At 61.9% G+C, this 6,246-nt stretch carries 4 protein-coding genes; 2 read left to right on the top strand and 2 right to left on the bottom strand.

Going from position 1 to position 6,246, the window contains the following annotated elements:
• The first annotated feature begins 154 nt into the window (after positions 1 to 154).
• A complete protein-coding gene (locus SOP85_RS09280; RefSeq protein WP_274076805.1) occupies positions 155 to 1,165 on the top strand; it encodes an extracellular solute-binding protein in 1,011 nt (336 codons plus the stop codon).
• Positions 1,165 to 2,730: an ABC transporter permease gene (locus tag SOP85_RS09275; protein WP_323607458.1), complete on the top strand. Its 1,566-nt coding sequence runs from the start codon at positions 1,165 to 1,167 to the stop codon at positions 2,728 to 2,730. The genes SOP85_RS09280 and SOP85_RS09275 overlap by 1 nt, the downstream gene beginning before the upstream one ends.
• Before the next feature lie 112 nt (positions 2,731 to 2,842).
• Here the strand turns inward: SOP85_RS09275 and SOP85_RS09270 are convergent, their stop codons facing one another.
• Together SOP85_RS09270 and SOP85_RS09265 are read right to left on the bottom strand one after the other, a co-directional pair.
• A complete protein-coding gene (locus tag SOP85_RS09270) occupies positions 2,843 to 4,777 on the bottom strand; it encodes a methyl-accepting chemotaxis protein (protein ID WP_323626754.1) in 1,935 nt (644 codons plus the stop codon).
• Between the two features lie 151 nt (positions 4,778 to 4,928).
• Positions 4,929 to 6,218: an adenylosuccinate synthase gene (locus SOP85_RS09265; protein ID WP_016984782.1), complete on the bottom strand. Its 1,290-nt coding sequence runs from the start codon at positions 6,216 to 6,218 to the stop codon at positions 4,929 to 4,931.
• Between the last annotated feature and the right edge of the window lie 28 nt (positions 6,219 to 6,246).

Below are 6,246 nucleotides of genomic sequence, written 5' to 3'. Positions count from 1 at the left end.
GGCTGCGATCTTTTGATTTTGGTTTTTAAGATCAAAAGATCGCAGCCTGCGGCAGCTCCTACAAGGTCAAAGCGCCTCGCAAGGCCCATTTGAGAAACAATATCGTTTATCATTGTTGCAAGTTTTTGCAATGCGACAGTGAGGAACCCTGCGAATGATGTTTCGAAATACCCTGCGCCGCGGCCTGACCACCACCCTGCTCGGCCTGGCACTCGCCACTCCCCTCACCCAGGCTGCCGACCCCGTTTCCCTGACCCTCTATAACGGCCAACACAAGGAAGTCGGCGACGCGGTCGCCAAAGCCTTCGAAGCCAAGACCGGCATTCACGTCAATGTGCGCAAAGGCAGCAGCAACCAGCTCGCCAGCCAGGTCGTCGAAGAAGGTGATCGCTCCCCCGCCGACGTGATCTACACCGAAGAGTCGCCGCCCCTGAACAAGCTTGGCGAGCAAGGCCTGCTGGCCAAGGCCGACGACGCCACGCTGGCGGTCCTGCCCAAGGACTATGTCGCCGCTGACAGCACCTGGATTGGCGTCACTGCCCGGGTGCGCGTCGTCGCGTTCAACCCGAAACTGATCGACGAAAAAGACCTGCCGAAATCGGTGATGGAGTTCTCCGATCCAAAATGGCAGGGCAAGGTCGGCTTCGTACCCACCAGCGGCGCGTTCCAGGAACAAGCCGTGGCGATCATCAAGGTGCATGGCATGGAAGCAGCCGAAGAATGGCTGACCGGCCTGCGCGCCTTCGGCAAGACCTACAGCAACAACATGGTCGCCCTCAAAGCCGTGGAAAACGGCGAAGTGGCGACGGTACTGGTGAACAACTACTACTGGTTCGCCTTGCAGCGTGAAAAAGGCCAGCTCGATTCGAAACTGCATTACTTCACCGGCGGCGACGTTGGCGGCCTGATTACCGTATCGAGTGCGGCCGTGCTGAAATCCAGCAAACATCCAAAAGAAGCCCAGCAATTGCTCGCCTACATGGCCAGCGAAGAAGGCCAGCGCGTGATCACCCAGACCACCGCCGAATACCCGCTGCACAAAGGCATGCAATCGGATCGCGGCCTCAAGCCTTTCAGCGAGCTGCAAGCGCCGAACGTCACGCCCGCCGACCTGGGCAATGCCGAAGAAGCCCTGGAACTTGAACGCGAGGTTGGCCTGAACTGATGAGCGCCTCGCTATCCGCCTCCGCCACTCATGGGCGGTACGTGCCAGGGCGCAAGCGGCCTTCCATCTGGCTGGTACTGCCGGTTCTGCTCCTGGTGGTGCTCAGCTTGCTGCCCTTGGCTTACGTCGGCCTGAAGGCCTGGCAAGCGGGTTGGGCCGAGGCGCTGCACTTGCTGTGGCGGCCTTATGTGTTTGGCCTGTTGCGCAATACCCTGGCGCTGATGATCGGCGTTACGCTGGCCTGCGGCGTGATTGGCCTGTCGCTGGCCTGGCTGCTGGAGCGCAGCAATCTGCCGGGGCGGCGCTTGTGGGGCGTGATCCTGTGCTTGCCGTTCGCCGTGCCAGCGTTTGTCAGCAGTTTTACCTGGGTATCGCTGAGCGCGCATTTCGAAGGGCTCGGCGGGGCGATTTTGGTAATGAGCCTGTCCAAATACCCGCTGATCTTTTTGCCGGTGGCGGCCACCCTGCGCAATCTCGACCCCTCGCTGGAAGAGTCTGCCCGCACCCTGGGGCAGAATCGCTGGGGGGTATTTTTCCGCGTCACCCTGCCCCTGCTCTGGCCTTCGCTGCTGGCGGGGTCGCTGCTGATTGCCCTGCACATGCTGGTGGAATTCGGCGCGCTGTCGATCATCGGCCTGCAAACCTTCACCACCGCGATCTATCAGCAGTTCGAGCTGGAGTTCAGCAACGCCAACGCCGCGATGCTCTCGGCGGTGCTGCTGGCGCTGTGCCTGATGTTGCTGTGGCTGGAACTGCGAGTTCGCGGTAAGGGCCGGCACGTGCGCACCGGCCAGGGTGCGGCGCGACAGGCAGAACAGGTCCGATTGGGCCGTTGGATGGTGGCCGGGCAGCTTTACTGCCTGTTGCTGGCGATCATCGGCAGCGGCATCCCGTTGGGGATGCTGGTCTACTGGCTGGCTGTGGGCTCGTCGGCGGCATTTCCGGTGGCGGCCATCGGTGAGGCGTTGCTTTCATCCCTGGCGCTGTCATTGGGCGGCGCGGCGCTATGCCTTGTCCTGGCGGTGCCGGTAGGACTGCTGGTGGTGCGCTACAAAGGCCAACTGGCGATCTGGGCTGAACGCTTGCCGTATCTGCTGCACGCGCTGCCAGGATTGGTGATTGCGCTGACCCTGGTGTATTTCGCGTTGCACTATGTGCCAGTGCTGTACCAGACGTCGGCGCTGCTGCTGATCGCTTACGCGCTGCTGTTCTTGCCGCTGGCCCAGGCGCCTATTCGTACGGCGTTGAACAAGGCCGCGCCGCAACTGGAAGAGGCCGCGCGCACATTGGGCGCGTCTTCGTTCAGCGCGTTTTGCCGGGTGACGTTGCCGATCATTTTCCCGGCGTTGGGGGCGGCGTTTGCGCTGGTGTTCCTGGATGCGATGAAGGAGCTGACGGCGACTTTGCTGTTGAGTCCGACCGGGCTTAATACCCTGGCTACCGAGGTCTGGGCGCATACCGCGAACGTGGAGTTTGCGGCGGCGGCGCCTTATGCGGCGTTGTTGATTCTGGTGTCGGGGTTGCCGGTTTATTTGCTGACGACTCGGATGTATTTGAGCCGCTGAGACCGCTTTTCGCGAGCAAGCCCGCTCCCACAGTGGACCGCGTTCGTCCAGAAAGAACGCGATCAAATGTGGGAGCGGGCTTGCTCGCGAAGGGGCCAGCCCTGGCAACCTATCAAGCCCTGAACTGCCCCAGGCTCGCCTTCAACTGCGCTGCCAGGCCATCAAGCACCTTGCCGCTGGCCGTGGTTTCCACCACCGCCTGGGCCGCCTTCTCGGCCTGCACATGAATAGTCTCGACCCGACCACGCACCGCCTGGGCTCCGCGGGCCTGGTGCTCGGCGGCCTGGGTCGCCAGGCCGATCGCCGTGTGCACCTGCTCGACCGAAGCCTGCACTGATTGCTGCAACCGCGCGCTGTCACGCAGGACCAGCAGGCCCTCGCTGGCCTGACGCCCGGCCTGGCCGATGGCCGCCACGGCTTCGCGTGCGCCTTGCTGCAACGCCACGATGTGCGCCTGGATATCGCCGGTGGAGCTTTGCGTCTTGCTCGCCAATGCGCGCACCTCATCCGCCACCACCGCAAACCCGCGCCCGGTTTCGCCAGCGCGCGCTGCTTCAATGGCCGCGTTCAGCGCCAGCAGGTTGGTCTGCTCGGCAATCCCGTGGATCACCGTCAGCACCACCTCGATCTGCTCGCTCTGCTGCGCCAGGCGCTCGATCACTTGCGCGCCGGTTTCGACCTGGCCTGCCAACGCTTCGATCAGGTTGCCGACTTTCGCCGAGGTCCGTGTGTTTTCGTCGGTGGCCTGACGAATATCCACCACCTGCTTCAACGCCGCTTGCATGGCATGACTTTCAGACTGTGCTTCATCCGCCATGCGCGACAGGGCCCGCAGGCTTTCCGCCACCTCATCGCGCTGCATGCCTGCCGCCGCATCGGCCCCGGCGTTACGCAACGTCATGGCACCGATTTCCACACCGGTACGCTGAGCGACATCACCCGCCTCGCGCACGATCGGCTGCAATTTATCCACAAAGCGATTGACCGCCGAAGCCATATCACCGATTTCGTCCTTGCTGCTGATCTGCACGCGCTTGGTCAGATCGCCCTCGCCCGCCGCCAGGTCATCCATGGCGACAATCAGCATCTTCAGGCGATTGACCACTCGACGCCCGAGCACCACCGCCAGCAACAGCAGGACACCAAAGCCCACCACCGCCAGACTCACACCGATACGCCAGCGCAAGGTTGCCGCGGCCTCCTGCACGGTGCTGGTGGTGTTGGCTTTCATTTCAGCGGCCGTGGACTGGGCCGATTGCAGACGCGCACGCATGGCGGCTGCGCTGTCGGCCGCCGCGCCTTTGAGGCTGTCGCCCACCAGTTGGTCGCCGCTGGCGATCAAGGCCGAGAAGCGCTTGTCCAGGGCTGCCAGATCAGCCTCCACCGAGGCCGTCGAGACGCCCATCAGGACCTTGCCGATTTCCACGCCATTCGGGTTGATCGATGCCTCGATGTAGAAGACCGACGGATCGTTCTTCGCGGCATCCAGCACCTTGTCCAGCGCACGCTCGCCCTGGCCTTTTTCCAAAAGGGCCTTGTTGATCGGGTTTTCCCGGTTGAGGTAACGCGTCAGGTGCTGGCCGGTGGCGTCGTCATACACCACGAACAGCACGTTGGGGTTGCGCTGAGCCCGACGGGCGAACTCGGACAAGGTCGGAACGTCGTTGTCCCACATGGCACGAGGAGCCACCGAGGCCAGAAGCTGCGCCATGTCGCTGGCGGAATCCTTCAGGTCTTTTTCCAGGGTCGCACGCAACTGCGCCTGCTCGTCCTTCAGCCGTGTAGACAAGCCAGCCGTGAGGCGCTGACGGGTACTGGCGGACAGGTTGTCGAGGCTCGACGTAACTTCACGTCCTGCCTGCTCGAGCTCACCGGAGAGTTTTTGGCTGTCCGCCCCCAGGCGCTGACCGAGATCGGCCTCCAGCGCGGTCACGGTGCTCCGGGTCAGCGCGACGGCCACCAGCACCTGCACCAAAAGGGCGATACCGAGGGTAACGAATACGGGCCGCAACAAACGGCTTTGTAACAATGAGAGAACGGCCGACACTTGAAATCCCTCTGCATTAGCGCCATTAAATTGATGGCACGCCCGAAAGTGACGCTTTAGGCAAAGCTAATAGCAAAGGTCATGCCGTTCGACAGGCATATACGACAAAGGCCCCTATTGAGGGGCCTTTGTGTTTTACATCAACAGCTTATCAAGCGAACGGATGGCGCAGAACGATGGTTTCGTTGCGGTCCGGACCCGTCGAAATAATGTCGATCGGTGCGCCGATCAGCTCTTCGACGCGTTTGATGTAAGCACGGGCGTTAGCTGGCAGCTCTTCCAGGGTTTTGGCACCCACGGTCGACTCGGTCCAGCCCGGCACTTCTTCGTACACAGGCTGCAGGCCCACGTAGCTGTCAGCATCAGTCGGGGCAACGGCGTTGCCTTCTGCATCTTTATAGCCGACGCAGATGTTGATGGTTTCCAGACCGTCGAGCACGTCCAGCTTGGTCAGGCAGATGCCCGAGATGCTGTTCACGTCGATAGCGCGACGCAGGATAACGGCGTCGAACCAGCCACAGCGACGGGCACGGCCGGTAGTTGCGCCGAACTCGTGACCTTGTTTAGCCAGGTGCGCACCGACTTCGTCGAACAACTCAGTCGGGAATGGACCCGAACCTACACGCGTGGTGTAAGCCTTGGTGATGCCCAGGATGTAGTCCAGGAACATGGGGCCAACACCCGAACCGGTCGCTACGCCGCCAGCGGTGGTGTTAGAGCTGGTCACGTACGGGTAGGTACCGTGGTCGATGTCCAGCAGGGAGCCTTGGGCGCCTTCGAACATGATGTCTTTGCCAGCGCGACGCAGGTCGTGCAGCTCGGCGGTCACGTCCAGCATCAGCGGCTTGAGCAGCTCCGCGTATTCTTTGCATTCGGCCAGGGTCTTTTCGAATTCGATGGCTGGCTCTTTGTAGTAACCCACCAGCATGAAGTTGTGGTAATCCACCAGTTCACGCAGTTTGTCTTCAAAGCGCGGCATGTTGAGCAGGTCACCCACACGCAGGCCACGACGTGCAACCTTGTCTTCGTAGGCCGGGCCGATGCCGCGACCGGTGGTGCCGATCTTCAGCTCGCCGCGGGCCTTTTCACGGGCCTGGTCCAGCGCTACGTGGAAGGACAGGATCAGTGGGCAGGACGGGCTGATACGCAGGCGCTCGCGCACCGGTACGCCTTTTTCTTCCAGCTTGGTGATCTCGCGCAGCAGGGCGTCAGGTGCAACCACCACGCCGTTGCCGATCAGGCATTGCACGCCTTCGCGCAGTACGCCCGACGGGATCAGGTGCAAGACAGTTTTTTCGCCATCGATCACCAGAGTGTGACCTGCGTTGTGGCCACCCTGGTAGCGCACTACGGCGGCAGCATGTTCGGTCAGCAGATCAACGATCTTGCCTTTGCCCTCATCACCCCATTGGGTGCCCAGGACTACGACATTCTTACCCATAACACTTGTCCTCATTCGCGCAAACTTG

The organism is Pseudomonas sp. YuFO20 (genome assembly GCF_035064975.1).
Classification (GTDB): Bacteria; Pseudomonadota; Gammaproteobacteria; order Pseudomonadales; family Pseudomonadaceae; genus Aquipseudomonas; species Aquipseudomonas putida_AE.
This window is presented reverse-complemented; position numbering and strand designations above follow the sequence as displayed.

Excerpts from the sequence above, each read along its gene's own strand:
- SOP85_RS09280 (WP_274076805.1), top strand. The coding sequence starts at position 155 with ATGATGTTTCGAAATACCCTGCGCCGCGGCCTGACCACCACCCTGCTC.
- SOP85_RS09275 (WP_323607458.1), top strand. The coding sequence starts at position 1,165 with ATGAGCGCCTCGCTATCCGCCTCCGCCACTCATGGGCGGTACGTGCCA.
- SOP85_RS09265 (WP_016984782.1), bottom strand. The coding sequence starts at position 6,218 with ATGGGTAAGAATGTCGTAGTCCTGGGCACCCAATGGGGTGATGAGGGC.